This is a genomic window from Curtobacterium sp. NPDC088465 (assembly GCF_044753165.1).
Lineage (GTDB): Bacteria > Actinomycetota > Actinomycetes > Actinomycetales > Microbacteriaceae > Curtobacterium.
The window spans coordinates 420,714-446,179 of record NZ_JBIVMR010000001.1 but is presented as its reverse complement, the minus strand read 5'-3'; the positions used below and the strand labels follow the sequence as shown (position 1 = coordinate 446,179).

The 25,466-nt window shown below is 73.3% G+C and carries 22 protein-coding genes; 14 read left to right on the top strand and 8 right to left on the bottom strand.

Going from position 1 to position 25,466, the window contains the following annotated elements:
- Positions 1 to 23 precede the first annotated feature (23 nt).
- Positions 24 to 476 carry a GNAT family N-acetyltransferase gene (locus ACIP6W_RS01990; RefSeq protein ID WP_400427910.1) on the top strand — a complete coding sequence of 151 codons (453 nt, stop codon included), beginning with the start codon at positions 24 to 26 and terminating at the stop codon, positions 474 to 476.
- Here ACIP6W_RS01990 and ACIP6W_RS01985 read toward each other — a convergent pair.
- The gene (locus tag ACIP6W_RS01985; protein ID WP_400427907.1) at positions 463 to 2,064 is read right to left on the bottom strand and encodes a molybdopterin-dependent oxidoreductase; all 1,602 of its coding nucleotides are present in this window, start codon (positions 2,062 to 2,064) and stop codon (positions 463 to 465) included. The genes ACIP6W_RS01990 and ACIP6W_RS01985 overlap by 14 nt on opposite strands.
- Before the next feature lie 144 nt (positions 2,065 to 2,208).
- On the opposite strand from ACIP6W_RS01985, the gene ACIP6W_RS01980 reads away from it, so the two are divergent.
- On the top strand, positions 2,209 to 2,895 hold the full coding sequence (locus ACIP6W_RS01980) for a hypothetical protein (RefSeq protein WP_400427904.1): 687 nt from the start codon (positions 2,209 to 2,211) through the stop codon (positions 2,893 to 2,895).
- Between the two features lie 168 nt (positions 2,896 to 3,063).
- On the opposite strand, the gene gndA is transcribed toward ACIP6W_RS01980, so the two are convergent.
- A complete protein-coding gene (gndA, locus tag ACIP6W_RS01975; protein WP_081984671.1) occupies positions 3,064 to 4,536 on the bottom strand; it encodes an NADP-dependent phosphogluconate dehydrogenase in 1,473 nt (490 codons plus the stop codon).
- 113 nt (positions 4,537 to 4,649) lie between these two features.
- On the opposite strand from gndA, the gene ACIP6W_RS01970 reads away from it, so the two are divergent.
- Entirely contained in the window at positions 4,650 to 5,189 is a 540-nt protein-coding gene (locus tag ACIP6W_RS01970; protein WP_209683801.1) for a gluconokinase, read from the top strand.
- On the opposite strand, the gene ACIP6W_RS01965 is transcribed toward ACIP6W_RS01970, so the two are convergent.
- Positions 5,176 to 5,421, bottom strand: a complete 246-nt coding sequence (locus tag ACIP6W_RS01965; protein WP_251160531.1) for an SHOCT domain-containing protein — start codon at positions 5,419 to 5,421, stop codon at positions 5,176 to 5,178. The two genes, ACIP6W_RS01970 and ACIP6W_RS01965, sit on opposite strands and share 14 nt — an antisense overlap.
- A 216-nt stretch (positions 5,422 to 5,637) precedes the next feature.
- Between ACIP6W_RS01965 and ACIP6W_RS01960 the strand changes: the two genes are divergently transcribed.
- Together ACIP6W_RS01960 and ACIP6W_RS01955 are read left to right on the top strand one after the other, a co-directional pair.
- Positions 5,638 to 7,062 (top strand): sensor histidine kinase, encoded by a 1,425-nt coding sequence (locus ACIP6W_RS01960; protein ID WP_400427901.1) that lies wholly within the window; start codon positions 5,638 to 5,640, stop codon positions 7,060 to 7,062.
- Positions 7,059 to 7,742 (top strand): response regulator transcription factor, encoded by a 684-nt coding sequence (locus ACIP6W_RS01955; RefSeq protein ID WP_235426495.1) that lies wholly within the window; start codon positions 7,059 to 7,061, stop codon positions 7,740 to 7,742. The genes ACIP6W_RS01960 and ACIP6W_RS01955 overlap by 4 nt, the downstream gene beginning before the upstream one ends.
- Here the strand turns inward: ACIP6W_RS01955 and ACIP6W_RS01950 are convergent, their stop codons facing one another.
- The 4 genes from ACIP6W_RS01950 to ACIP6W_RS01935 form a co-directional block, all read right to left on the bottom strand.
- Positions 7,743 to 8,366: a class I SAM-dependent methyltransferase gene (locus tag ACIP6W_RS01950; RefSeq protein ID WP_251155287.1), complete on the bottom strand. Its 624-nt coding sequence runs from the start codon at positions 8,364 to 8,366 to the stop codon at positions 7,743 to 7,745.
- Positions 8,367 to 8,549: 183 nt separating this feature from the next.
- Positions 8,550 to 11,960, bottom strand: coding sequence for an SdrD B-like domain-containing protein (locus ACIP6W_RS01945; protein WP_400427898.1), 3,411 nt, complete (start codon positions 11,958 to 11,960; stop codon positions 8,550 to 8,552).
- A gap of 220 nt (positions 11,961 to 12,180) precedes the next feature.
- Entirely contained in the window at positions 12,181 to 13,620 is a 1,440-nt protein-coding gene (gene uxaC, locus ACIP6W_RS01940) for a glucuronate isomerase (RefSeq protein WP_400427896.1), read from the bottom strand.
- 85 nt (positions 13,621 to 13,705) lie between these two features.
- Entirely contained in the window at positions 13,706 to 14,746 is a 1,041-nt protein-coding gene (locus tag ACIP6W_RS01935; RefSeq protein ID WP_066652489.1) for a LacI family DNA-binding transcriptional regulator, read from the bottom strand.
- 143 nt (positions 14,747 to 14,889) lie between these two features.
- Between ACIP6W_RS01935 and ACIP6W_RS01930 the strand changes: the two genes are divergently transcribed.
- The 9 genes from ACIP6W_RS01930 to ACIP6W_RS01890 all read left to right on the top strand — a co-directional run bounded on the left by ACIP6W_RS01930 (position 14,890) and on the right by ACIP6W_RS01890 (position 24,930).
- Positions 14,890 to 16,242, top strand: a complete 1,353-nt coding sequence (locus ACIP6W_RS01930; RefSeq protein WP_400427893.1) for an ABC transporter substrate-binding protein — start codon at positions 14,890 to 14,892, stop codon at positions 16,240 to 16,242.
- On the top strand, positions 16,242 to 17,255 hold the full coding sequence (locus tag ACIP6W_RS01925) for a carbohydrate ABC transporter permease (protein ID WP_066652494.1): 1,014 nt from the start codon (positions 16,242 to 16,244) through the stop codon (positions 17,253 to 17,255). The genes ACIP6W_RS01930 and ACIP6W_RS01925 overlap by 1 nt, the downstream gene beginning before the upstream one ends.
- Positions 17,252 to 18,199: a carbohydrate ABC transporter permease gene (locus ACIP6W_RS01920; protein WP_066652496.1), complete on the top strand. Its 948-nt coding sequence runs from the start codon at positions 17,252 to 17,254 to the stop codon at positions 18,197 to 18,199. The genes ACIP6W_RS01925 and ACIP6W_RS01920 overlap by 4 nt, the downstream gene beginning before the upstream one ends.
- Positions 18,200 to 18,324: 125 nt before the next feature.
- Positions 18,325 to 19,161, top strand: a complete 837-nt coding sequence (locus ACIP6W_RS01915) for a sugar phosphate isomerase/epimerase (protein WP_209683783.1) — start codon at positions 18,325 to 18,327, stop codon at positions 19,159 to 19,161.
- A complete protein-coding gene (locus ACIP6W_RS01910; protein ID WP_400427891.1) occupies positions 19,158 to 20,342 on the top strand; it encodes a Gfo/Idh/MocA family protein in 1,185 nt (394 codons plus the stop codon). The genes ACIP6W_RS01915 and ACIP6W_RS01910 overlap by 4 nt, the downstream gene beginning before the upstream one ends.
- Positions 20,339 to 21,211 carry a sugar phosphate isomerase/epimerase gene (locus ACIP6W_RS01905; protein WP_209683780.1) on the top strand — a complete coding sequence of 291 codons (873 nt, stop codon included), beginning with the start codon at positions 20,339 to 20,341 and terminating at the stop codon, positions 21,209 to 21,211. Before ACIP6W_RS01910 ends, ACIP6W_RS01905 begins: the two co-directional genes overlap by 4 nt.
- Complete coding sequence (locus tag ACIP6W_RS01900) at positions 21,208 to 22,488, top strand: mannitol dehydrogenase family protein (protein ID WP_400427888.1); 1,281 nt, start codon at positions 21,208 to 21,210, stop codon at positions 22,486 to 22,488. The genes ACIP6W_RS01905 and ACIP6W_RS01900 overlap by 4 nt, the downstream gene beginning before the upstream one ends.
- Complete coding sequence (gene manD, locus ACIP6W_RS01895) at positions 22,485 to 23,840, top strand: D-mannonate dehydratase ManD (protein ID WP_245171582.1); 1,356 nt, start codon at positions 22,485 to 22,487, stop codon at positions 23,838 to 23,840. The genes ACIP6W_RS01900 and manD overlap by 4 nt, the downstream gene beginning before the upstream one ends.
- A 175-nt stretch (positions 23,841 to 24,015) precedes the next feature.
- The gene (locus tag ACIP6W_RS01890; RefSeq protein WP_400427886.1) at positions 24,016 to 24,930 is read left to right on the top strand and encodes a hypothetical protein; all 915 of its coding nucleotides are present in this window, start codon (positions 24,016 to 24,018) and stop codon (positions 24,928 to 24,930) included.
- Positions 24,931 to 24,943: 13 nt separating this feature from the next.
- Here the strand turns inward: ACIP6W_RS01890 and ACIP6W_RS01885 are convergent, their stop codons facing one another.
- Complete coding sequence (locus ACIP6W_RS01885; protein ID WP_400427884.1) at positions 24,944 to 25,405, bottom strand: hypothetical protein; 462 nt, start codon at positions 25,403 to 25,405, stop codon at positions 24,944 to 24,946.
- Between the last annotated feature and the right edge of the window lie 61 nt (positions 25,406 to 25,466).

Below are 25,466 nucleotides of genomic sequence, written 5' to 3'. Positions count from 1 at the left end.
GTCCGCCGCGGTACCGTCGCGGTGTGGAGTACTCGTTCGCACCGCCGACCGCAGCGGAGTTCCGGGCCCTGTACGACGAGACCGGGTGGGGTGCGTGGGACCTCGAACGGTTCCGTCGGGCGCTGGCCGGCAGCTGGCTGGTGTGCAGCGCACGCGACGAGACGGGGCGTCTGGTCGGCATCGGACGGCTGATCAGCGACGGCGCCCTGCACGCCTTCGTGACCGAGATGATCGTGGCGGAGGACGCGCGCGGCCGGGGCGTCGGCGGCGAGGTGCTCGCGCGGCTCGTCGACGAGTCGCGCCGTCGTGGGGTCGACGACGTGCAGCTCTTCGCGGCTCGGGGCCGAGCTGCCTTCTACGAGCAGCGTGGCTTCGGACGCCGGCACGAGGACGGACCGGGCATGGACCTCGTGACGGTCGTCGCGGCGCCCGGCAGCGGCAGCGACGGCATCGGCAGCGGGGTCAGCCGGCGCTGACCTGCACCGTGTGCCACCCGGTCGCGCCGTTCGGCGCCGGCGGCCGCTCGACGCTCGTCTGCACCTGACCGTCGGCGCTGACCGCCCGGACCCGGATCGTGTGCGAGCCGGCGTCGGGCGTCCAGCGGTACACCCACTGTCGCCAGGTGTCGGCCGAGACGGAGTCGGCGAGCGTGGCGTCCTGCCACGAGCCGTCGTCGATGCGGACCTGCACGGCCTTCACGCCGGTGTGCGGCTGCCACGCGACGCCGGCGACCGCGACCTGCTGCCCGGCGGTCACCGAGGCACCGCCGCGAGGGGTGTCGATCCGCGACTCGAGCTTCACCGGCCCGCGCTCCGACCACCCGCGGGGTGTCCAGTAGCCCTGGGCGTCGGCGAAGCGGGTGACCTCGAGCTCCGTCACCCACTTCGTCGCGGAGACGTACCCGAACAGCCCGGGGACCACCATCCGCACCGGGAACCCGTGCTCGGCCGGCAGCGGTTCGCCGTTCATCCCGATCGCGAGCAGCGCAGCCGTGCCCTCGTCCTGCAGCACGTCCAGCGGCGTGCCCGCGGAGAACCCGTCGATGCTGCGGGACAGCACCATGTCGGCACCGTCCTGGACACCCGCACGAGCGAGCAGCTCACGGATCGGGTAGCCCAGCCACAGCGCGTTGCCGATCAGGTCGCCGCCGACCTCGTTCGACACGCAGCTGAGCGTGGCCATGTGCTCCTGCAGCGGGAGCGCCAGCAGCTCGTCCCACGTCAGCTCGACCTCGCGGTCGACGGCGCCGTGGATGCGGAGCGACCAGTCCGCGGGGTCGACGGACGGGACCCGCAGCGCGGTGTCGATCCGGTAGAAGTCGGCGTTCGGGGTGACGTAGGGCGTGATCCCGTCGACGTCGAGGGACGCGCCCCCGGGAACGGCGGGCGCGGTCGTCGCCGCGCGGGGCAGCCGGACCGCCCGCCGTGCCGCTGCGGCGGCCTGCGCCGCCGCGGTGCCGGCTCGCGACGCTCCTCCCACGACGATCGCCGCCACGGCCGTCGTCGCGCTCCACACGAGGAAGGTGCGCCGCTCGGTCGCCGCGGGGCGGGGCGAGGCCGACGGCACGGCGGTCGCTGCCTCCCACCGGCGGAGGTGGCGCAGGAGCACGCGGAGCACGACGATCGCGGCTGCGACGCCGAGGACCGTGGGCGCTCCGTCCCACGTGCCGCTGCCCGATCGGGTGGTGACGGCGATCAGCGCGAGGACCGCACCGGCCGCGAGGACGAGCGCGCCGAACGGCGGGCGGGCACGTTCGAGCACACCGGCGCCGGCGCTGACCGCGGCCGTCACCACGGCCATGAGCACGAAGAGGGCGACCTTGTCCCCGGTGCCGAACAGGCCGACCATCAGGTCCTTCGCCGCCGGGGGAGCGAGGTCGATCACGGCGGAGCCGACGGCCACCAGCGGACTGCCCGCCCCGCCGAGCAGCAGCGCTCCGAGCTCGGCGACCGCCAGGAACGCGGCGATCGCGATCACGCCGCAGACCGCGGCGAGCAGGGCCGGGCGACGGACCGGGGTCGGGGTCGGTGCCTGCTCGGTGGTCGGTGCCGCTGACGTGCTCACCCGTGCAGCGTAGGTCGGCGCCACCGCGGATGGGCTGACAACAGCACGGCGGTGGACGCCTCGGTCCCGCTCCGCGCCGGGTTCGTCGGTCGTGCGCCGCTCCGGGACAGCGCCGCCGACCGCGGCCGTGCGAGGATCGGGAGCGTGTTGGACCGACCAGACCGCGTGCCCAGCGGCCGCCGCGCGCACCGGCCGCGGACGCCGGGGAGCGCTGGCCGCCGGTTCGCGGTCCTGCGGTGGACCCTCGTCGGTGTCTGGACCGCGCTCGTCGTCAGCCGCATCGTGGTCGTGGCGGCAGCGCCGCAGACCGACCTGGCGTTCCTCGGCATCGTCGAGCTCGTCGCGATCTCCGTCGGCGTGGTCGGGCTCGTCGTCGCCGTCGTCCGCGCCCGCGCGATCCGTCGGCGACGCGCGGACGAAGCGCTCGCACTGGCCATCCGTCGCATCGACCCGACGGTCTGGCTGGTCCCCGCGGCGCCGACACCGGAACTGCGCCAGGACGTGCTGCGGGCCCGCCCCGAGGTCACCCTGGGCGAGCGCGTGACCTGGGCGTTCGGAGCCACCGAGGCGTCGCTCTGGGAACTCGAGGAGCGCCGGGCGACGCGGCTGCTCGTGATCCGCTGGAGCCGGATGGTGCACGTCGGGGTCGAGGACGTCCCGGGGGAGCGCGACGCGAGCGCCGTGGCGATGCACTACGTCCGACCGGACGACTCCGCTGCCGTCGCGACGTTCTTCGTCCGCTCGTCGCCCGGGTCCCGACGGCTGCTCGGACGGGGACCTCGGCTCGAGCGACTCGTCGCCGACCTCGCGCGGGAGCGGATCGTGGCCTGACCGCGTCGCCCGTGTCCGGCCCCGGGGCCGAACGGATCGACCGACCGGCCGCGGCAGCTGCCTCCTCCGGCCGGGCGGGAGCACGCCCCGCCGACCCGGCGGGAGCACGCCCCGCCGACCCGGCGGCAGCAGGCCCCGCCGTCCGACGGGGCCTGCTGCCCGACCGGGTCAGTGCGTGGAGGGTTCCTGCTCGACCTCGCGCCGGCCGTCCTCGGACCACAGCGTGTGGAACGTGCCGTCCTTGTCGACGCGCTGGTAGGTGTGCGCTCCGAAGAAGTCACGCTGCCCCTGGATGAGCGCCGCCGGCAGTCGATCGGACGCGAGCGAGTCGAAGTACGCCAGCGCGGACGAGAACCCCGGGGCGGGGATGCCGGACGCAGCGGCGATGCCGACGATGCGACGCCAGGCCGCTTCGCCCTCGGCGACGGCGTCCGCGAAGTACGGGTCGACCAGCAGGCTCTCGAGCGCGGGGTTCTTGTCGTACGCCTCGACGATGCGGTTGAGGAACTGGGCGCGGATGATGCAGCCACCGCGCCAGATCTTCGCGACCGCGCCGAGGTCGATGTCCCAGTCGTACTCCTTCGCCCCGGCGATGATGAGGTCGAAGCCCTGCGCGTACGCGACCACCTTCGACGCGTACAGCGCGGCCCGGACGTCGTCCTCGAACGTGTCGGGGACGTCGACCACGTCCGGCCGGTTCGTCACGGAGCGCTGGACGGCTGCGCGCTGCGACGGCTTCGAGGACACCGCGCGGGCGAAGACCGCCTCACCGATGCCGGAGACGGGGATGCCGAGCCCGACCGCGTTCTGCACCGTCCACACACCCGTGCCCTTGGACCCGGCCTCGTCACGGATGACGTCGACGAGCGGCTTCCCGGAGTCGGCGTCCTGCTGCTTGAGGACCTCGCCGGTGATCTCGATCAGGTAGGACTCGAGGTCGCCCTCGTTCCACTTCTCGTAGATCTGGACGAGTTCGTCGACCGAGTGTCCGCCGGCACGACGGAGCAGGTCGTAGGACTCGGCGATCAACTGCATGTCCGCGTACTCGATGCCGTTGTGGACCATCTTGACGAAGTGACCGGCGCCGTCGGTACCGATGTGCGTCACGCACGGCTCGCCCTCGGCCACCGCGGCGATCGACTTCAGGATCGGGCCGAGGGTCTCCCACGCCTCGTCCGAGCCGCCGGGCATGATCGACGGGCCCTTCAGCGCGCCCTCCTCGCCACCCGAGATGCCGGTGCCGACGAAGTTGAGGCCCTGCTCACGCAGGTCGTGCTCGCGGCGGATGGTGTCGTGGAAGTTGGCGTTACCGCCGTCGACGATGATGTCGCCTTCCTCGAAACGGTCGGCGAGCTGCTCGATGACGGCGTCGGTGCCCTTGCCCGCCTGCACCATGATGATCGCGGTGCGCGGCTTCGACAGCGACGCGACGAAGCCGTCGATGTCCTCGGACGCGATGAACCCCATGTCGCCGTGCTCGTCCAGCAACTCCTGGGTGCGCGCGTAGGTGCGGTTGTACACCGCGACCGTGTTGCCCTCGCGCGAGGCGAGGTTGCGGGCCAGGTTCGACCCCATCACCGCCAGACCGACGACACCGATGTTCGCCGTGCCGCCGTCGTCGTGCTGTTCGTTGTCCGCCACCTGAGTCTCCTTCGTCCTGACGTGTCGCGGCCCACGGTACGACCGACACCTGGGGTCGGCACGGGGATCCGGTCAACTGGGGACGGGAAGCGGACGACCCGTACTGTGGAGGGATGACCGACCACGACGTCCTCCCGCCCGTGCTCGTGATGGGTGTCTCCGGCTCGGGCAAGTCCACGATCGGTCAGGCGCTGGCCGACGCGCTCGCCGAGCAGGGCCAGCCGAGCACGTTCGTCGACGCCGACGACCTCCACCCGGCCGCCAACAAGGAGAAGATGCGGCAGGGTACGCCGCTGACCGACGAGGACCGATGGCCGTGGCTGGACGCCTGCGCGGCACGGATCGCCGAGGTGCAGGCGTCGGGGCGCCGGTGCGTGATGGCGAACTCCGCGCTGAAGCGCGTCTACCGCGACCGGCTGCGCAGCGCGGCACCCGACCTGGTGATCGCCTTCCTCGACGGCTCGCACGACCTCATCGCCGAGCGCCAGGCGCACCGCCACCACGAGTACATGCCGTCGTCGCTGCTCGACTCGCAGTTCGCGACCCTCGAGCGGCCCCAGCCCGACGAGACCGTCGTCGCGGTGTCCATCGAGGGGTCGGTCGACGACACCGTGGCGACGATCACGTCGGCGCTGGCGGTCACTTCCGGCTGAGCTCCGCGAGCCGCGAGCGGTACTCGTCCGCGTCGATGTCACCCCGGGCGAACCGGTCGGCGAGGACGGCCCGGGCATCGGACCGCGCCCGCCAGCCGCCGCGACGCAGGACGCCGAACACGACGGCGGTGGCCAGGAGCACCAGCAGGAAGAACGCCGGGAACAGGAAGAAGGGCGGCCCGCCGTGCCCGAGGGGGCCGACGGCGGCGAAGGTGGAGAGAGCGGTGTGCACGGTTGCCTCCTGGGCGGATCGTGTCGCCCGGTCGGGCGACGTTCCCAGCATCCGGCCCGGAGGCTCGTCCCGCGTCCGCCACGGAGGCCGACTCCCGCCTGCTCCCGCAGCCGTACGACCGGTCCTCCTGCACCACCGACTACTCCCGTAGGAGTAGTCCACAGCTCCTGCCACGACCCGATGCCGTGCCGCCGAGGCGACCCTAGGCTCGGACGCATGCACCGCACCCCCACTGCCGCCGCCGAGGCGACCGACGACCAGCGAGACGGCGTCCGTCGCTTCGCCCGGTTCGGTCGGGTACTGCCGGTCGCACTCGTGCAGATCGTGGGGACACTGCTGGCGGCGCGCTTCCCGACCGGGCCGACCGACACCGTCGGCCCTCGCGGTGGCCCGCCCTGGGCGACCCACGTCCTCGGCTCCTCGATCGTCGACGCAGCGCAGCCGGGTCCACTCGCGATCGTGCTGCTCGTCGTCGGGGTGCTCGTCCTGCCGTGGCGCTGGCGGTGGCCGACGGGCGTCCTCGCCGTGACGCTCGTGACGACGATCGGCTACGCCCTGCTGGTCAGTCCGCGGGGGCCGTTCGTGGCCGCGCTGACGATGGCGGCGGTGAACGCGTGGCTGCACGGGGGCCGCACCGCAGTGGGTGTCGCGCTCGGACTGGCCGTCACGGCGCTGCCGACCGCCGACGAGTTCCTCGGCCGTGCACCCGCGCGGAACCTCGACGCGGTCGTCCTCGCCGTCGCCTGGGCAGCGGTGACCCTGTCCGTGGCGGAGCTCGTCCGCGTCCGTCTCGACCGCGTCGCGGACCGACGGCGTCGGCGCGCTGCCGCAGAGCAGGAACGCGCCCGTGACGAGCGCGTCCGCATCGCCCGTGAGCTCCACGATTCCGTCGCCCACAGCATGTCGCTCATCAACCTGCAGGCGGGTGTCGCGCTCCACCTGGGGTCCGCGCTCCCCGAGCAGACCCGCACCTCGTTGGCCGACATCCGTGAGACGAGCCGCGAGGCACTGGTCGAGCTGCGGACGATCCTCGGGGTCCTCCGGTCGGTCGACGGGTCCGGGGACCGGGTCGTTGACAGGACGGACGGACCGACCGGCGGAACGGCCGACCGCGGGTCCGCCGGGAGCGAGCCGCTCCCCGGCGCCGTGGACCGCACCCCCGTCCCGGGGCTCGACCGCCTGGCGGACCTGGTCGAGCGGGCACGCGCGGCCGGGGTCGACATCAGCGCGACGGTCGACGGTGACCCTGCACCGGTGGACCGGACCACGGACCGCACGGCCTTCCGGATCGTGCAGGAGTCGGTGACGAACGTGATGAAGCACGCTCCCGAGCACCGCGCCCGCATCGCGGTGCGGTTCGGACCGGAGATCGTGGACCTGTCGGTCGAGGACTCCCCGGCCCCGGACCGTGACCCGGCCGACGCCCGGGTCACGCCGCTGCTCGGACCGTCCGGCAACGGCATCATCGGGATGCGCGAGCGGGCCTCCGCCGTCGGTGGCACCCTGTCGGCCGGACCCACGCCGGACGGCGGGTGGCGCGTCGTCGCACGACTGCCCTCGACCGTCGCCGCGCGGTCGTCGGACGAGCACGAGCACGAGCACGAGCACGAGGACGAGGACGAGGACGAGGAGCGATCGTGACGACCACCGACGAGGCCATCCGGGTCGTGCTCGTGGACGACCAGGTGCTCATCCGCGCCGGGCTCCGCGCCCTGGTCGACGCCGAACCGGGGATGACCGTGGTCGGCGAGGCCGGCGACGGTGACTCGGCCGTCGCGGCGGTCCGGCGTGAGCGTCCGGACGTCGTGCTGATGGACATCCGGATGCCGGGCACGGACGGGCTCGTCGCGACCCAGCGCATCTCGGCGGATCCGGACCTCGACGGCGTGCACGTGGTGATCCTCACCACCTTCGAGGAGGACTCGTACGTGTTCGAGGCGATCCGTGGCGGTGCGGCCGGCTTCCTCGTGAAGGACACCGAACCCGCCGAACTGCTCCGCGCCGTCCGTACCGTGCACGCCGGGGAGTCGTTGCTGTCGCCGGGTCCGACGCGCTCGCTCGTCGCCGCCTACGCAACGCACGCGAAGCCGTCCGCGCTGGCCCCGTCCCTCGACGTCCTCACCGACCGCGAGCGCCAGGTCATGCAACTCGTCGCCCTCGGCCTGACCAACACGGAGATCGCCGAGCGGCTCTTCGTCAGTCCGATGACCACGAAGACGCACGTCTCGCGCGCCATGATCAAGCTCGGTGCCCGCGACCGCGCGCAGTTGGTCGTCTTCGCCTACGAGACCGGGCTGGTCACTCCGGGATGGCAGCCGTGATCAGGCCCGGTGCGCGAGGACGGCCGCGTGCGGGCGCGCTCCGTCGTCGGAGCGTCGGTGCACGGCGTCGACCGTGAGACCCGCGTCCTCGATCGCAGCGACCATCCGCTCGACGGGCCATCGGTGGGCGGTCGTCACCGCGTGGTCGAACGGCTCGAGCGTCGGACCCTCGAAGAACCCGACGAGCAGCCCGCCCCCGGGTGCCAGGATCCGGCGGCACTCCGCGAGCGCGACAGGCACCCGGTCCGGACGGTGGTGCACGAGCGAGTACCAGGAGAGCACACCGCCGACACCGCCGTCGGACAGACCTGTCGCCTCGATCGTCCCGGTCCGGAAGTCGACCTCGGGAGCGGCAGCGCGCGCGAGCTCGACGAACCGCGGTACGGGCTCGATCCCGATGACGGCGTGGCCACGACGGTGCAGGTGCGCGGTCCAGTGGCCGGGTCCGCATCCCACGTCGAGCAGGAGTCCGTGCGTCGTGTCCGCCCAGTCCTCGACGAGCGTCCGGTCCTCGGGGTGGACGGCGTCCATGGACCCGAGGACCTCGGCGTACTCGTCCGCCCGGTCGTCGTAGGCCGCCACGACACGGGCGTCCGCTCGAGCTGCTGCGCTCGGGGCGCTCATCGAGGCAGGGTCCACGGGGCGACGCTACCGCCGACCGCCGACCGCCGACCGCCGACCGCCGACGTACCGACGGGCGCACGACCGGGGCCGCTGCTGCCCGACGGTGAGCGGTGGGCGCACGACAGCGGGGTCGAGCCCCCCGGAGGTGACCCGACCCCGCCGTGCGGAGCGCCGGACGCCGGGTCAGTCAGACGACCGACGGGACCGTCGTCGGCTGATGAGCACGGTCAGCCCGGGCACGAGGAGCGCGAGCGCCAGCGCCACCGCAGCACCGACGGTCGTCCCCGTGTAGGCGAGTCGGTCGGCGGACAGGGCCTGCGCCGCGCCGATCCGCTCGTGACCGCTGCCGATCGGCGCATCACCGCCCGCCTCGGTACCGGCACCGGCGCCACCAGGACGGCCGCCGTCACCGTCGCCGGGGTTCCCCGGGCCACCGGACCCGTCGCCTGCCCCCGGGTCCCCGCCGTCGTCCCCACCACCGCCGTCCCCACCGTCGCCGGGTCCGCCCTCGACCAGGCCGGCATCGACGGTCGTGTCGCGGCGCACCCCCTCGAGCGCTCCCTCCGCGCTCGTGACCCGGTCGATCATGACCGCCGCGGTCTCGCCGTCCGGTCCGGCGTCGGAGTCGACCGCCGGGTCGTCGCCGACGTGCTCCTCGGTGAAGTGCATGCCGTCGGGCGCCCTGAAGTGCACGCGGTAGTCGCCCGGCCGCAGCCCGTCGAAGCGGTACCCGCCGTCGTCGGCGGTGGTCGTCCGCCGCTCGACCGCGTCACCGTGGTCGTCGGTCCCGGTGAGGGTGACGGGGACGCCACGGACGCCGGGCTCGTCGTCGTCCTGCAGGCCGTCGTCGTTCCGGTCGTCCCACACCCGGTCACCGATCATGCCGGCGACGACCCGGACCGTCGACGGGTTCGACTGCACCGGGAGCGCCAGGTCGGACGTCCGCAGGCCGAACCGGTTCACGTAGCGGTCGCCGTCGTGCGCGCCGCTCGTCGCGAGCACGAGCCGGTGCGTGACGGTCTCGCCGGCGGGGACCGGCGTCTGCCGTTCGATCCGGACGGCGGTCACCCGGTCGAGTGTGTCCGGGCAGCCGCTCGCACCGAACTCGTCCTCGGTGCACCAGTGGGTCGTACCGCCGGGCTGGTTGCTCGGGTCGGCACCGTCGGGGGAGACGTCGGCGGCCTCGGTGTCGGTGTACCGGACGACCTCACCGGCGTCGGGGTCGGTGGGGGCCGGCGCCGCGAGTCCGACGGTGCCGTGGAAGTCCGAGCCTCGTGCGTCTCCGTGGTGCGGGAGCACGTCGATCAGGTCGAGGCCGCCGATCGCGGCGTCGTCGGTGTTCGTGACGTCGAGGTCCCACTCCGGATCGTCGCCGGTCACGACGACGGGGGCAGGCGTGCGCTTCTCGACCCCGACCCCGCCGGTGGTGACGACCTCCAGGCCGCGCTCGGCGGTGCGCCAGCGTTCGTCGGACCGGTCGGCCGGTGACGCCACGGTCACCGTGTTGCTGATCGGACCGGCCGGCGCCGAGCGGTCGATCCGCGCCGTGTAGGTGATCGGGGTGATGCGGCTGTTCGGTTCCACGTCGTGCAGCGTCCAGGTCAGACGCTGGTGCTCCTGGCCGTCGGCACCCGGCACCGTGTCGACCTCGGGGGTCCTCGACGCACTGTCCTCGACGTACGAGGTGTGCGCGGGCAGGACGTCACGGACGGTCACGTCGGTGGGGCGACCGTCGGCGAAGCCGTTCGTCAGGGTCGGACGGAGCGCGTAGTCGACGGTGTTGCCGGGGACGACCGAGCTCGTCCGGTCCGGGGTGTCCGCAGCGTCGGAACCCGGATCGACGACGACCTTGCCGACGCGGACCAGGTCCTCGGTGAGCTCCACGCTGTCGGCCAGCCCGCCGGCACCGAGCCCGGGGTCCTGGTGGTCGTGCACCCACTCGGGCCGGTGGTCACCGAAGCGGGCGTGCCCGAAGTCGTACACGCGGGTCCCGTCGGGCGCGCGCTGCGTCGTCACCGTGGAGTACAGGCCGCCGCTCGCGCCGCCGGCCAGGTCGCCGGTGACGCGGACCGCCCCGACCGCCGCGATGCCGCCGGGGACCTCCGCCGGGTCGTCGAACCAGGGGCCGTCGCCGTCGTCGCAGGTGCGGACCTGGCCTGCCGGCGGTGACGCCATGTCGTACGCGGCGTACTGCACGTGCGCGTGCTCGAGGCCGCTCGACCACGCAGGAGCCCGCCCTGCCACCGTCGTCAGGCGCTGCGTCCGGCGGTCGAAGGTGTCGCAGAGCGCTGCGCCGCGGAAGGGTGCGAGACCGGTGTTCACCATCGTGACGTCACTGCGGAGTCGGGTGCCGCCCGTGGCCCACGGGTCTCCGTCCTTCGCCGATCCGGCGGTCACGCCGCTGCCGTCGCTCCCGAGGCGCCAGAGCCGCTTGCCTGCGCTGCCCGGTCCGAGTTCGACGAGGTTCCGCCGGGCGCTGTTGTCGGCCGTCGGCTCCGCGCCGCCGGGGAAGTTCGGGGTCCCGCTGACCGAGGTCGTCTGCAGCGGCGTGAAGGTGTTCACCGACTCGACGGACGTCGGCACCGACGGGGTGGGCATCCACAGCGAGATCCACCCGCTCACGACGTACGGCTTCGCGCCGCCGCTGATCGGGCCGCCGCCGATGTTGCGCCCCGGCATGCGCGCGGCGTCCGTCACGGCGCCGTGGATCGTCACGTCGACCTCGCCGCCGGGCGCTGCCTGCGTGCAGGTGACGGTGCCGGAGTCGGCCACGGCTCGGTCGCCTCCGCCGCGGCCGCCCGGCAGACCGCCGAACTGCACGCCGTCCTCGCCGTTGCGGCCGCAGGCGGGTCGACCGCCGTTCCAGAGCACCGCACCCGACGGTCGGTCGCCGAGCAGGTGGGACAGGTCGTCGGTGAAGTGCATGTCGCCCGTGCTCCGCTCGAAGCCGAGCAGGCCCTGCCCGGGGACGGGGGACTGCCAGTCGACGGTGATCGGGTAGCGCAGTTGCACGCCGGGGGTGCCGTCCGGCCCCGGCACGTCCGACCGCAGGGTCGAGCCCACCACGGCCTTGCTGAGGTTGTACCGCGGCGCGGCGGACACGACGGTCGTCGCCGACGTGACCGGTGCGGTGGGCTCGGCGTCGTCGGCGGTCGCGGTGCCCGTCACGGCGATGCGGTCACCGTTCCGCAGGTCCCCGGAGACGTCGAGCACGGCCGGCACGGCGACGGCGTGCCCCGAGGGGACGTCGCCGAGGTCGCAGGTGAGCCGCTGGCCCTCGACCGCCGACCCGGCACCCGTGCACGCGAGCGGGACCCCCGCCCAACCCGTGCCCGCCGGAGCGTCGAGGACGAAGCGCTCGTGGTGCGCGGTCCCGTCGCCGGCGTTCACCGTGACCCGGTACGTGACGGCGTCGCGGGTCCGGACGATGCCGTTCGCGGGACCCCGGTCCCCGCCCGGGCCGTCGTCCGGCGTGAAGGGCCCGCGGCCGTCGGCGGCGACCTCGACGGCCAGGCCGACCACCGCTGCCGGCGCGGTCGCGGCAGCGGCAGCACCGGCCGGTCCGAGCAGGACGGAGGGGACCGCGAGGGCCACTGCCCCCAGGGCGCCGACCGCGCGGCCGAGCGAGGGCGGCCCGTCGGGTCGGCCGGGTCGGCCGGAGCGGGCAGGGGCGGGCGAGGGAGGACGTTCGGACGACGGACGACGAGACATGGCGCTCCTCGGTCGGAGATCGGATGGACGACGGACGCCTCACCCTGACCCCGCCGACGCCGAAGGACCGAACACTCCGCATGTCACATGTGCGGCATCCCGCTCAGAGCTTGAACGTCGCCCGTGGGATGTCCGACACGATCCTCCGTGCCGTCCGCACCGCGTCCTCCTCGGAGAGCTGGTGCGACACCACGAGCGACGCCAGGTACGCCGCATCGGCCCGTCGTGCCATGTCGTGCCGTGCCGGGATCGAGCAGTACGCCCGGGTGTCGTCGATGAACCCGGAGGTCTTCGTGAACCCGGCGGAGTCCGTCACCGCCGCCCGGTAGCGGCCGATCGCCGCCGGGGTGTCGGTGAACCACCACGGGGCGCCCGCGTACACGGCGGGGTAGAAGCCGGCCAGGGGGCCGATCTCGCGCGAGAAGACGGTCTCGTCCACGGTGAACAGCACGAGGTGGAAGCCGGGTGCGGTCCCGAAGGCCTCGAGCAGCGGCCGGAGCGGCTCCGTGAACGCGCCGACGGCCGGCAGGTCGTGGCCCGTGTCCGGGCCGAACCGCTCGAGGGTCGGCGTGTGGTGGTTCCGGAGCACGCCCGGGTGCAGCTGCATGACGAGGCCGTCGTCGACGCTCATCTCCGCCCACCGGTAGAGCATGTCGTGGCGGTAGGCGACCGCCTCGGCCGCGGTGACGCCGGACGGGCCCTGCATCGCCGCCGCGTGGATGCGCGAGCGCTCGGTCGCGGACAGCGGCGCGGATCCCGCGTCGAGCACGCCGGTGTCGGTGGCGGTCGCGCCGTGCTCGATGAAGTACCGGCGCCGGTCCCGGAGGGCCGCCAGCAGCCCGTCGTGGGTGCCCGTGTCGATGCCGGACGCCTCGCCGATCGACGCGACCACGTGCCTCCAGTCCGGGCGTGACGGGTCGAACACGGCATCCGCGCGGAAGGTGGGGAGCACCCGACCGGTGAAGGAGGGGTCGGCGGCGAGCCGTGCGTGCGCTGCGAGGTCGTCCGCGGGGCCGTCGGTGGTCGCGAGCACCTCGATCCCGAAGGAGTCGAACAGCGCGCGGGGTCGGAGCGCCGGCGTCGCGAGCGCGGCTGCGATGCGGTCGTACTGCGCGTCCGCGTTCGCGGCCGACGGCTGCTCGGTCAGACCGAAGACGTCGTGCAGCTCGGTCTCGAACCAGTAGCGGACCGGCGTGCCGGCGAAGTCGTCCCAGTGCTCGGCGAGCCGGCGCCAGACCTCCCGGCCGTCGGGGTCCGGGTGCGTGCCCGTCAGGTCGCGGCGACCCAGTTCCTGCAACCCGACCCCGTTCGCGTGCAGCAGGCGCAGGACGTAGTGGTCGGGCGTGACCAGCAGCGCAGCGGGGTCCGGGAACGGCTGGTCGTCCGCGATGAGCGCCGCGTCGACGTGCCCGTGCGGGGAGATGATCGGGGCGTCGCGGACCGCCTCGTAGACGGTGCGGGCGACCGAGCGCGTCCCCGGGTCCGCCGGGAACAGCCGGTCGGGGTGCGGTGCGAGCGGCGTGGTCGTGCTGGTGGAGGGCATCATCGGCTCCTTCGGGCAGGCGGGCGAGGTCGGGCGAGCGGCGGGTGGGCGGGCGGGCGGGCGGGATCGTGCGGCGGTGCGGGGATCAGCGGGGCCGCACGGGTGCCGGGCCCGTGGACCCCCGGACGGTCAGGTGGGTCGGCAGCGCGACGGCGCCCGACGGGTGCTCACCCGGCGGCTCGTCGGCCGGCAGCGCATCGAGTCGACCGAGCAGCATCCGGATCGCCACCCGACCGGCGCGCTCGATCGGCGACGTCATGGTCGTCAGGGGCGGGTTGCAGAAGTCGGCACCGAAGATGTCGTCGCAGCCGACCACGCTCACGTCCTCGGGCACGCGGACGCCCCGCTCCCGGAACCGCGTCAGCATCCCGATCGCGATGAGGTCGTTGAAGGCGATGCACGCGGTGGCCCCGGCGTGCACGGCGGCGTCGGCGGCGGCCGCTCCGGAGTCGACGAACGGCGCGTGCGGGCCGACGCGGGCGACCCGGACGCCCAGACGCCCCGCCACGCGGACGAGCGCCCGCCAGCGGCGTTCGTTCGACCACGAGCTGTCCGGGCCGGCCACGTAGAGCACGTCCCGGTGCCCGAGGGAGACCAGGTGCTGCACGGCCTGCTCGACGCCTCCGGGGGTGTCGATGAGGACCGACGGCACCCCGGCCGGGCGACGGTTCACGACGACGAGCGGGGTGCGCTCGGCGAACCGGGCGATCTGCGCGTCGGACAGGCGGGACGCCGTGAGCACGGCGCCGTCGGCCTTGCCGGCGACGGCACGCAGCGCCGCGACCTCGGCCTCGGCGGACTCCTCGGTGTCGACGAGCAGCTGCGTCCACCCGGCGGCGGAGAGCTGGTGCTGCGTGCCGCGGATCACGTCGAAGTAGAAGGGGTTGGTGATGTCGGACACCAGGACGGCGACCGCCCGGGTCCGTCCCGAGGTGAGCGCCCGGGCCTGCGAGTTCGCGACGTAGCCGAGCTCGCGGGCGACCTGCTGGATCCGCTGCTGGGTGTCGCGGTTGACCCGGTCCGGCAGCGAGAGCGCGCGGGAGACCGTGGACGGGGCGACCCCGGTCGCGTCGGCGATGTCCCGGATGGTCACCCGCCGCGAGGTGTCCGTGTCTGCGCTGCTCACGAGGCGAAACTAGGCCGGCGTGGCAACAAGTGGCAACCGGTTGCCGGTTGTTGCCACGGCCGGGACAGTGGTGGCACGTCGGCAGCGCAGCCGCCGTCCCGGGCACCGTCGCCCGGGGGAGATGTCGAGGAGGACACCCCCGCATGATCACAGGAAGACGCAGGACCCGCATCCTGGTCGGTGCCGCCGTCGTCGCCGTCGCCGCCCTCTCGCTGCAGGGCTGCGCGATCGTCGACGGCAGCGGCGACGACCCGGACACCCTCCGCGTGATGATGGGCGCGGACACGACCTACCCGAAGGAACGCGCGCAGTGGCAGCGGGAGACCGCCGCCGAGTTCGAGCGCACCACGGGTGCCGACATCCAGTGGGAGACCTACTCGACCCCGCAGGAGGAGCTCACCGCGATCCAGACCAGCGTCATCTCGGGCCAGGGCCCGGACGTCTACGCGATCGGGACGACCTTCACCCCGACCGCCTACGCCACCGGTGCCTTCGTCGAGATGGGGCCGGAGCAGTGGGACGCGGTCGGCGGCAAGGACCAGTTCGCGCCGGCGTCCCTCGGCATCTCCGGCCCGAGCACGGCGGAGCAGATCGGGATCCCCTTCGCCAGCCGACCGTTCGTGATGGCCGTCAACACGGAGCTCCTCGAGCGCGCCGGGATCACGGACCTGCCGACGACCTGGGACGAGCTCACCGAGGACGCCCGGAAGACCACCGGCGACGGTACCTACGGCATGGCGATCGCCTACGCGGACGGCTTCGACCCGTGGAAGTTCGTGTGGGGGATGGCACAGAACGCCGGCAACACGATCATCGACGGTGGGAAGGCCGAGATCGACGCCCCCGCCGTCGAGCAGGCCTACCGCACCTACTTCGACTGGGTGACGGAGGACGGCGTGGTCGACCCCGCGGCGATCGGCTGGAACAACCCGCAGGCCCTCGCGCAGTTCGCCGACGGCAAGGCCGCGTTCTTCCCGATGACCACGACGACCTCCCTGAACTCGCTGCAGGGCTCGGCCGTCGACGGCAAGTACGAGTACGCCCTGCTGCCGACCGTGCCCCCGGGCGCGACCGAGCGTCCCGCCGACGGCATCGAGGCGGCGAGCATCCTGTCCGGGGACAACCTCGTCGTCGCCGACTACGGCTCGAAGCAGGACCTGTCGTTCGACTTCGTGCGGCAGGTGTCCTCGCCCGAGGCGCAGGAACGCTACTTCGAGCTGTTCGGGCAACTGCCGACGAACACCGTCGCGGCAGACCGCATCGCGCAGCAGAACCCCGACCTCGCCCCCATCGTCCGCGCCGGCGAACTGTCGAAGCCCACCGCCTTCACCGGCGCCTGGTCGGACGTGCAGCTCTCGCTGGTCGACGTCGTCGTGCAGTCGATCCCGTCGCTGAAGCGCGGCGAGGTCAGCGACGACCAGCTCCGGAAGCGCCTCGCAGCGGCGCAGCGGGACGCCCAGGCAACGCTCGACCGCCAGAAGAACGGAGGGCTGTGATGACCACCACGCAGACCCGACCCCGCCAGGAGACCCCGCGGGAGGTCCGCCCGCACGGGACGACCCCGCTGTACCAGCGCGAGCGTCCGCTCTGGATGCTCCTGCCCGGCGGCGTCCTCATGCTCGCCGTCATCGTCGTACCGCTGCTCGTCGGCCTGTACATCGCGATGCTCGACCTCGACCAGTACACGCTGCGCCAGTGGTTCAGCGCCCCCTTCGTCGGGTTCGCCAACTTCGCCGAGGCCTTCACCGACTCGCCGCTCCTGCACTCGATCTGGATCTCGGTGTCCCTGTCGGTGCTCGTCACCGCGGTCACCGTCCCGATCGGTGTCGCCGCGGCGGTCTCCACGCAGAACCGGTTCCCCGGGCGCGGCCTGGTCCGGTCGATCTACCTCGTGCCGTACGTGCTGCCGGCCTTCGTCGTCGGGACGTTCTTCCGCACGATGCTCCAGCCGCAGGGCGTGGTGAACACCGTCCTCGGCACCGACGTCCTCTGGCTGAACGGCTCCGCGTCCTACTGGGCGCTCGCCGGCGTCATGGTGTGGACGAGCTGGCCGTTCGTCTACCTGCTCTCGCTCGCCGGACTGCAGGCGGTCGACAACGAGGTGCACGAGGCCGCCGCCCTCGACGGCGTGACGTGGTGGGCGAAGCTCCGCTACATCGTCTTCCCGTACCTGCGCGGACCGCTGAGCCTGGCGATCATCATCTCGATCCTGCACAACATCAACAACTTCACGCTGCCCTTCGTGCTCTTCGGCAACCCCCTGCCCTCGAGCGTCGAGGTGATGCCCGTCCTGACGTACATCGCGAGCTTCCAGTCGTTCCGCTTCGGCCTGTCCGCGGCGATGGCGATCTGCTCGCTGGTGATCGTCGCGATCCCGCTGTTCGTCTACCTCCGGGCCGTCAAGCTCGACACCGGAGACGACGCGGGCCCCACCCGGAAGCAGCGTCGCGCGGACCGCGCCCTGCTCGCCGCCCCGGCCGCCGCCGACCTCGAGGGAGCCCGCGCATGAGCGCCTTCAGCCAGACCCGCACCCGTCCGACCGCGACGCTCACCGAGAGCATCACCGCCGGTGGCGCGAAGCGCCCGAAGCGTCCGTACGACACCGACGTCACCCGGCTGCTGCCGCGGTGGCTGCTGGTCACCGTGATCGCGGTCCTCGTCGCGTTCATCGCCGTGCCGGTGCTGTACATCCTGTTCGGCTCGGTGAACTCGGACGTCGCGGTCGCCCGCGGCGAGTACTTCCCGTCCGAGTTCACGCTGTCGAACTACGTGGCGATCTGGGACACCGTGGCGCTCGGGCAGGGCCTGGTGAACTCCCTGCTCACCGCCGGTGCGGTGGCGGTCGCGAGTGCGGCGCTCGCCGTGTCCACCGCCTACGTGCTCGTCCGGTTCCGGTTCCTCGGCAGGCTGACGATCCTCCGCGGGCTGCTCGCCCTGCAGTCGATCCCCGGCACCCTGCTGCTCCTGCCCGTCTTCGTGGTCTTCGCCAACATCGCGAGCGCCACCGGCGTGCAGGTGATCGGCACCCGCTGGGGCCTCTTCGTCACCTACCTGACGTTCGCCCTGCCGTTCTCGACGTGGGTGATGGTGACGTACCTGCGCGGTCTGCCGAAGGAGCTCGAGGAGGCGGCCCGCATCGACGGCGCCTCGAGCACCCGCATCCTGCGGAGCGTCGTGCTGCCCCTCTCGTGGCCCGGCATCGTGGTCTCGGCGATCTTCGCCTTCCTGCTCGGCTGGAACGACGTGCTCTTCAGCACGATCATGACGACCCCGAACACCCGCACGGTCGCCGTGGTGCTGCAGGTGCTCGGCACCGCCCAGGAGGGCGGCGCCGTCCCGATCTACGGCCAGATGATGGCCGCGTCGATCGTCTGCGCCGTGCCGGTCGTCGCGCTCTACCTCATCTTCCAGCGCTACCTGGTCGGCGGGCTCACCGCCGGCTCCGTCAAGTGACCTGGTCGGCGGGCAGGACCCGTCGAGGCCGCCGGCTCCGTCACGTAGCGAACGCAACCACACGACGGACGGGAGGCGCGGTGCCGGCCCGCCACGCGCCTCCCGTCCAACAAGGAAGGAACACGATGACCCAGCCAACGTGGGAGCTCTCCGGCTTCGGCGACGAGATCGATGCCGACCCGGCCGTCCAGGTCGCGGTGCTGCAAGCGCTCGGCGCGAGTGCGATCGAGGTGCGCAGCGCCTGGGGCACCAACGTCGTCGACCTCGACGACGACCAGCTCGCCGGCCTCCACCGCCTGTTCGAGGAGCGCGGGCAGACCGTGTCCGCGATCGCCTCGCCGATCGGCAAGGTGGTCGTCGACCGGCCCGTCGAGCACGAGGTCGAGCGGCTGGGCCGCGCGATCGCGGCCGCGCACGCGCTCGGCACGACGAACATCCGGATCTTCTCGTTCTACTTCGACGGGCGCACCGCGGACGAGGTGCGCGACGACGTCATGGTCCGGATGCGTGCGCTCGCCGACCTCGCCGAGCGCGAGGGCGTCACCCTGCTGCACGAGAACGAGAAGGACATCTACGGCGACGTCCCCGAGCGCGTGCTCGACATCGTCGAGAGCGTCGGGTCGAGCGCGCTGCGGCTCGCCTGGGACAACGCGAACTACGTGCAGTGCGGCGTCCGGCCGTTCACCGACGGCTGGGCGCAGCTCGCGCCGTACGTCGACTACCTGCAGGTGAAGGACGCCCTGGCCGCCGACGCGTCCGTCGTCCCGGCGGGGGAGGGCGACGGCGAACTGCTCGAGACCCTGACCGCCCTCCGCGACGCCGGCTACTCCGGGTACGCCTCCCTCGAACCGCACCTCAGCGACGTCACCTCCCTCGGCGGGTTCTCCGGCCCCGCGGCCTTCGGCCGTGCCGGACGGGCCTTCCGTTCCCTCACCGACCAGATCGGAGTCACCCTGCGATGAGCACCCCCCTGAAGTTGGCGGTCGTCGGCGCCGGCGTCATCGGACGCCACCACGCCCGCGTCGCCGTGCAGCACCCGGACCTGCAGGTCGTCGCCCTCGTCGACGCCGTCCCCGCAGCCGCCACCGGCGCGGCGGACGAGATCGAGGCGACGGGCGCCGACCGGCCCGTCACCACCGCGACCGTCGAGGATGCCATCGCGCAGACCGACATCGACGTCGTCGCGATCTGCTCCCCGTCCGGCATGCACGTCCAGCTGGCCGAGGCGGCGCTCGCCGCGGGCAAGCACGTCGTCATCGAGAAGCCGCTCGACACCACGATGCCCCGGGCGCGCCAGATCGCGGCGCTCGCCGCGGACGCCCGCTCGCGTGGGGTGACGGCGAGTGTGATCAGCCAGCACCGCTTCGACCCGGCCTCGGTCGCGGTCGCGGGAGCCGCGCACGGTGGCGACTTCGGCACCGTGACCTCCGGCGTCGCGAGCGTCGCCTGGTACCGCTCGCAGGGCTACTACGACTCGGGCGACTGGCGCGGCACGTGGGCGCTCGACGGCGGCGGCGCGGTGATGAACCAGGGCGTGCACACCGTCGACCTGCTCGTCTGGGCACTCGGTCGTCCCGAGGAGATCTCGGCGCAGGTCGGGCTCCTCGCGCACGACCGCATCGAGGTCGAGGACACCGCGGTCGCGACCGTCCGGTTCCGCGGCGGCGCGCTCGGCGTCATCCACTGCACGACCGCCGCCTACCCGGGACTCTCCGCGCGCTACGCGGTGTACGGCACGCACGGTTCGGCGATCGTCGACGACGACCGGCTCGCGTACTTCCACGTCGCACCGGACGCGGCGACGCTCGAGTCCGCGTCGACCACGGCGAACGCCACCGCGGTCGCCGACGCCGTCGACCAGAAGCACGACGTCGTCCCGCCGGAGCACGTCGTCGGCGGCCCGCCGGAGCCCGACCACTTCGCCGCGGGGCACGCCCGCCAGTACACGGACATCGTCGCCGCGATCCGCGAGGGGCGCGACCCCGGCGTGACCGTCGACGACGCCCTCGTGTCGCTCGCGACCGTCCGCGGCCTGTACGTCAGCGCGACCCTCGGGCAGCCGGTCCGGATCGACGACGTCATCGAGGGGAAGTACGACGACGTCGAACCGGTCGTCGCTCCCCGGGAAGGAGCAGTCCGGTGAAGTTCTCCGTGTTCACCGCGTCCACGCCCGACTGGACCCCGTCGCAGGCAGCCGACACCCTCGCCGAGCAGGGCTGGGACGGCATCGAGTGGCGGATCGTCGACGACCGCACCGAGGACGGCTCGTCCGGCTTCTGGGCCGGCAACCGGTCGACCTGGCAGTTCACCGGCATCGCGGACCGGGTCGGCGAGATCGCCCGCACCACCGCCGCCGCCGGCCTGCAGTACTCGGGCATCGGCGGCTACCAGCCGGTGTCCGACCACGAGGGCGTCGAGACGATGCTCCGGGTGACGAGCGAACTCGGCGCCCGCCAGGTGCGCGTCACCATGCCCTGGTACCAGCGGGAGCGCGAGCGGACCGGCGCCACCTACGGGGAGCTCTTCGACCGCACGCGCGCCGACCTCGAGTGGACGGCGGCACGCGCTGCCGAGCTCGGTGTCAAGGCACTCGTCGAGCTGCACCACATGACGATCACCCCGTCCGCGTCGGCCGCGCTCCGGCTCGTCGACGGGCTCGACCCCGAGCACGTCGGCGTCATCCACGACCTGGGGAACCTCGTGATCGAGGGGCAGGAGGACCACCTCGCGGCCTTCGAGCTCCTCGGGCCGTACCTCGCCCACGCGCACGTGAAGAACGCACGGTGGGTCGACACCGGCGAGACCCGGGCCGACGGCAGCCGGATCTGGCGGAACGAGTGGGCACCGCTGCGCGACGGCCAGGCGTCGGTGTCCGAGTACCTCGACGCCCTGCGACGGCACGGGTACGGCGGCTGGGTCACCATCGAGGACTTCTCGACCGACCTGCCGCTCGCCGAGCGCACCGCCGACAACCTGGCGTACCTGCGCTCCCTGGTCCCGGTGACCGCATGAGTCGGCGCCCCGGCATCGCCCACCTCGGCATCGGCGCGTTCGCGCGCGCCCACCTCGCCTGGTACACGCAGCACGCCAGCGGTGATCCGTGGGGGATCACCGCCTTCACCGGGCGCTCGCCCGGGGCAGCCGATGCGCTCGCCGGCCAGGACTGCCGGTACACGCTGGTGACGCGAGCGGCCGACGGCGACACGGCCGAGGTGGTCGACTCGATCGTGGCGGCGCACCCCGGCGGCGACGGCACGGCCTGGAGGCACGTGGTCGCGTCCCCGGGGACGACCATCGTCACGCTGACGGTCACCGAGGCCGGCTACCGCACCGACGCCGACGTGCCGGCCCGGTTGGTCGACGGGCTCGCCGCACGCCGGGCCGCCGACGGCGGACGCATCGCCCTGGTGTCGCTCGACAACCTGACGCACAACGGCGCCGTGCTCCGCGAGGCCGTGCTGGGGGCGACGGACGACCCGGCACTCCGGTCGTGGATCGAGTCGTCCGTCGCCTTCCCGTCGTCGATGGTGGACCGGATCACGCCGGCCACCACCACCGCCGACCTCGACGAGATCGGCGACCTGCCCGGGGCGCTCGACGGTGACCGTGTGCCCGTGGTCACGGAACCCTTCGCCGAGTGGGTGCTCGAGGACGTCTTCGACGGCATCGACCGCCCGGCGTGGGAGACCGCCGGCGTCCGGCTCGTGCCGGACGTCACCCCGTACGAGCAGCGGAAGCTCTGGCTGCTCAACGGGGCGCACTCGCTCCTGGCGTACCTCGGCCTGCTGCTCGGCCACGACACCGTGGCGTCGGCGATGGACGACCCACGCTGCCGGATCGCCGTCGAGCAGCTCTGGGACGAAGCCGCCGCCGAACTCCCGCTGCCGGCCGACGAGGTCGCCGACGCCCGGGCCGCGCTCGTCGAGCGGTTCGCGAACCCGCGCATCCGGCACACCCTGCGCCAGATCGCGTCCGGCGGCTCGCAGAAGCTGCCCGTCCGCGTCGTCGACGTCCTGCGTCGGCGACTCGAGCGCGACCCCGACGCCGGGGTCGGCCCGGGCGCCGCGACCCTGCTCGCCGCCTGGTGGGTGCACTGCACCACGCAGGCCGAGCTGGTGGACGACGCCGGAGCACCCGGGCCAGACTCGGACGTGCACGACGTGTTGGGGGTCGTCGCGCCCGACCTCGACACCACCCCCGTGGTGGCCGCCGTCACCGCGGCCGCCGAACGCATCCGCGCCGCCGCGGCACCAGCACGCGGCCCCGTCGACGAAGGAGTCCACGCATGACCGACACCGGCACCACGAACCCCGCTGCGCCCGTCCCCGGCGCTGCCGACGGCGGCGCGGCGACGGACCCGACCGCCGGCCGACCGGACACCTGGGCGTCGGCCGACCGCGGACAGCTCATCGACCGGGCGGAGGTCATCGTCACGAGTCCGGACCGCAACTTCGTCACCCTGCGGATCACCACCGCCGACGGTGTCACCGGGCTCGGCGACGCCACCCTCAACGGCCGCGAGCTCGCCGTGTCCGCGTACCTGTCCGAGCACGTCGTCCCGCTGCTCGTCGGGCGGGACGCCAGCCGCATCGAGGACGCCTGGCAGTTCCTCTACCGCTCGTCGTACTGGCGCCGGGGCCCGGTCACGATGGCCGCCATCGCGGCCGTCGACATGGCGCTGTGGGACATCAAGGCCAAGGTCGCCGGGATGCCGCTCTACCAGCTGCTCGGCGGGGCGTCGCGCACCGGACTCATGGCGTACGGCCACGCCTCGGGCAAGGAGCTGCCGGAGCTCTTCGACTCGATCCGCGAGCACCAGGAGGAGGGCTACCGGTCCATCCGCGTGCAGACGGGCGTCCCCGGGCTCGAGAGCATCTACGGCATCGCGTCGAACCGGACGACCGAGGGCAACGCCGGCGTCCGGTACGACTTCGAGCCGGCACAGCGGGGTGCGTTCCCGGCGATGGAGGACTGGGACACCCGTGCCTACCTGCGCCACGTGCCGACCGTGTTCGAGGCCGTCCGGAACGAGTTCGGGCCCGAGCTGCCGCTCCTGCACGACGGCCACCACCGGATGACCCCGCTGCAGGCGGCCAAGCTCGGCAAGAGCCTGGAGCCGTACGACCTGTTCTGGCTCGAGGACTGCACCCCCGCCGAGAACCAGGAGGCGCTCAAGCTCGTCCGGCAGCACACCACCACGCCGCTCGCGATCGGCGAGGTCTTCAACACGATCTGGGACTTCAAGGACATCATCCGCGACCAGCTCATCGACTACGTGCGCGGTGCCGTGACCCACATGGGCGGCGTCACCCCGCTGCGCAAGACGATGGACTACGCCGCGATGTACCAGATCAAGTCCGGGTTCCACGGGCCGACGGACATCTCACCCGTCGGACTCGCCGCGCAGATGCACCTCGGGATGGCGATCCACAACTTCGGCATCCAGGAGTACATGCAGCACGGACCGAGGACGAACCAGGTGTTCCGGCAGACGTTCACCTTCACGGACGGGTACCTGCACCCGGGCGACGAGCCGGGCCTCGGCGTGACGCTCGATGTGGACGAGGCGGGGAAGTACCCGTACGAGCAGGCGTACCTGCCGTTCAACCGCCTGGCCGACGGCACCGTCCACGACTGGTAGTCCGACGCCGGACCGGCGGCCGACCCCGCCCCCGCCCCCGAGCGGGCGACGTACGGCACGGTCGCGCACGACGGTGACGTACGCGGCCCGCTCGGTGAGCGACGCGCGGCGTGTCGTGCCCGGTCGCTCGTGCTTCCGTCGAGAGCGCGGGTGCGTCGACGGGCATGCTGGGGGCATGGAGTTCGCGGACGAGGCGAGGGAACTGCTCCTCGTCGCGCCCGCCGACTTCGTCCGGGAACGCACCGCTCGGCAGCGTGCGGTGCGGAAGGACGACCGAGCGCTCGCGACGCGCATCGGCGGTCTGCGCAAGCCCGCGCCCGCGGCGTGGGTCGTCGACCTGCTCGCGCACGAGGGCGCCCTGGACGAGGCGGTCGACCTCGGCCCGGCGATCCGGCAGGCCCAGGCGGACGCCGACCCCGACGAGATCCGACGGCTCCGCCGCCAGCGGTCCGACGTCGTCGCCGCGCTGGCGCAGGCGGGGGCCGACCTGGCGTCCGACGCCGGCCACCCGCTGACATCCGCCGTCCTCGACCAGGTCCGCGCGACGATCGAGGCTGCGATGGCCGACGGACACGCGGGCGCCGCGGTCCGGTCCGGCCTGCTCGTCCGACCGCTCGAGAGCGCCGGGTTCGACGACGTCGACCTCGACGGGGCACTGGCCGATCCCGACGCGGTACCGGACGCGTGGTCCGGTACCGACGCCGAACCCATCCCGATCACCAGCGCGCGCCGATCCCGGAAGGGGAGCCGAGCCTCCCGGCCGGAGCCGGAGCCGGAGCCGGAGCTGCAGCCGGAGCCGCAGGCCGAATCCGGACCGCGTACCGACCCCGCTGCCGAGCGCCGCGCCGCTCGCGAGGCCGAGGCGACCGCTCGGGCCGAGTCCCGCGACGCCGACGCGGCGCTGGACGCCAGAGAGCAGGAACTCGAGGCCGCCGAGGACCGTCGTGCCGAGCTCGAACGGCAGCTCGCCGACGCCACCGCCGAGGTCGAGCGGGCCGAACGCGCGCGCGACGAGGCAGCGGACGCGAGTGACCGCGCGCGGGACCTCCTGCGCGCCGCGCAGCACCACCGCCGCGACGTCGGTCACTGACCGGTGACGACCCTCAGGCACCAGCCGATCGCTCGGAACGCACCTCCGCGACGAGCCGCTGCACGCGCGACCACCGACGACGTTCAGCGACGGCGAGGACGACCACCAGGACGGCGGTCGCGAGGACGATGGCGGGGACGAGCGGCCCCGGGGAGCCGAGCAGGACGATCCCCAGTCCGACGAGGCTCGGCAGGGTCGCCGCCGACGTCCGGCGCCGCCACCGGGTGATCGCGTCGACCAGGTCGACCGATCGCGGCGTGGGTACCTCCGCACCGCGGAGCTGTCGGCGGAGGTCCCGACGATCGGCAGCCCCGAGGAGTGCGACCGGAGACCGGGCAGGGAGGAACGGTTCGAGTCGCCCGCGCCGTCGAGCGACCGACCACGCCCCGACCGCCACGACCCACCCGAGGACCGCGACGGCGACGCGCCAGTCGAGCCCACCGAGGACCGCGAGCGGCACGTCGATGCCGGCCACCAGCGTCGCGGCGGCGGAGAGCGGCCTGGATCGACGGCCCGCGTCCCCGCCTCGGTCCGCG

Coding starts and splice junctions, on each gene's coding strand:
- ACIP6W_RS01970 (WP_209683801.1), top strand. CDS start 4,650: ATGACCGACCACGACGTCCTCCCGCCCGTGCTCGTGATGGGTGTCTCC.
- ACIP6W_RS01960 (WP_400427901.1), top strand. CDS start 5,638: ATGCACCGCACCCCCACTGCCGCCGCCGAGGCGACCGACGACCAGCGA.
- ACIP6W_RS01950 (WP_251155287.1), bottom strand. CDS start 8,366: ATGAGCGCCCCGAGCGCAGCAGCTCGAGCGGACGCCCGTGTCGTGGCG.
- uxaC (WP_400427896.1), bottom strand. CDS start 13,620: ATGCCCTCCACCAGCACGACCACGCCGCTCGCACCGCACCCCGACCGG.
- ACIP6W_RS01930 (WP_400427893.1), top strand. CDS start 14,890: ATGATCACAGGAAGACGCAGGACCCGCATCCTGGTCGGTGCCGCCGTC.
- ACIP6W_RS01925 (WP_066652494.1), top strand. CDS start 16,242: ATGACCACCACGCAGACCCGACCCCGCCAGGAGACCCCGCGGGAGGTC.
- ACIP6W_RS01920 (WP_066652496.1), top strand. CDS start 17,252: ATGAGCGCCTTCAGCCAGACCCGCACCCGTCCGACCGCGACGCTCACC.
- ACIP6W_RS01915 (WP_209683783.1), top strand. CDS start 18,325: ATGACCCAGCCAACGTGGGAGCTCTCCGGCTTCGGCGACGAGATCGAT.
- ACIP6W_RS01910 (WP_400427891.1), top strand. CDS start 19,158: ATGAGCACCCCCCTGAAGTTGGCGGTCGTCGGCGCCGGCGTCATCGGA.
- ACIP6W_RS01900 (WP_400427888.1), top strand. CDS start 21,208: ATGAGTCGGCGCCCCGGCATCGCCCACCTCGGCATCGGCGCGTTCGCG.
- manD (WP_245171582.1), top strand. CDS start 22,485: ATGACCGACACCGGCACCACGAACCCCGCTGCGCCCGTCCCCGGCGCT.
- ACIP6W_RS01890 (WP_400427886.1), top strand. CDS start 24,016: ATGGAGTTCGCGGACGAGGCGAGGGAACTGCTCCTCGTCGCGCCCGCC.